Source organism: Mycobacterium sp. IS-3022 (genome assembly GCF_001500065.1).
Taxonomy (GTDB): domain Bacteria; phylum Actinomycetota; class Actinomycetes; order Mycobacteriales; family Mycobacteriaceae; genus Mycobacterium.
The window spans coordinates 1-657 of the sequence record NZ_LQIN01000046.1 but is presented as its reverse complement, the minus strand read 5'-3'; the positions used below and the strand labels follow the sequence as shown (position 1 = coordinate 657).

Sequence of the window (657 nt, the reverse complement as noted above, 5' to 3'; positions counted from 1 at the left end):
GACGCGCATGGCCGATACGGAGTCTCCGCCGAGGTCGAAGAAGGAGTCGTCGATGCCGACCCGCTGCAGGTCGAGGACGTGGGCGAAGATGCCGGCCAGGATCTCCTCGATGTGATTGGTCGGGGCGCGGTAACGATCGACGCCGGCGTATTCGGGGGCGGGCAGGGCGCGGGTGTCGAGCTTGCCGTTGACCGTGACCGGCAGCGCGTCGAGCACCACCACCGCCGCGGGCACCATGTAAGGCGGCAACCGGTCAGCCAGCACCGCACGCGCCTGGGCCGCATCGACGCCGCCGGTGACATAGCCGACCAGCCGCTTGTCGCCGGGGTGGTCTTGGCGGGCGATGACCACCGACTGCTGCACCCCGTCGAGTTCGGCCAGTGCGGCCTGCACTTCGCCGAGTTCGATGCGATAGCCGCGGATCTTGACCTGCTCGTCGGCGCGCCCGAAATACCGCAACTGCCCATCGCCGGCCCAGCACACCAGATCCCCGGTGCGATACATCCGCTGCCCGGGCCCGCCGAACGGGCACGCCACAAACCGTGCCGCGGTCAACCCCGTCCGCCGCCAATACCCCACACCCACACCACGTCCGGCCAGATACAACTCCCCGACCACCCCAGCCGGCACCGGCCGCAACCACCCATCCAGCACGAA

At 69.6% G+C, this 657-nt stretch carries 1 protein-coding gene; it reads right to left on the bottom strand.

Annotation, left to right across the window (positions count from 1 at the left end; translation table 11 throughout):
• The coding region (locus tag AU188_RS20285; protein ID WP_156426759.1) for a non-ribosomal peptide synthetase at positions 1-657 on the bottom strand (657 nt) is incomplete at both ends.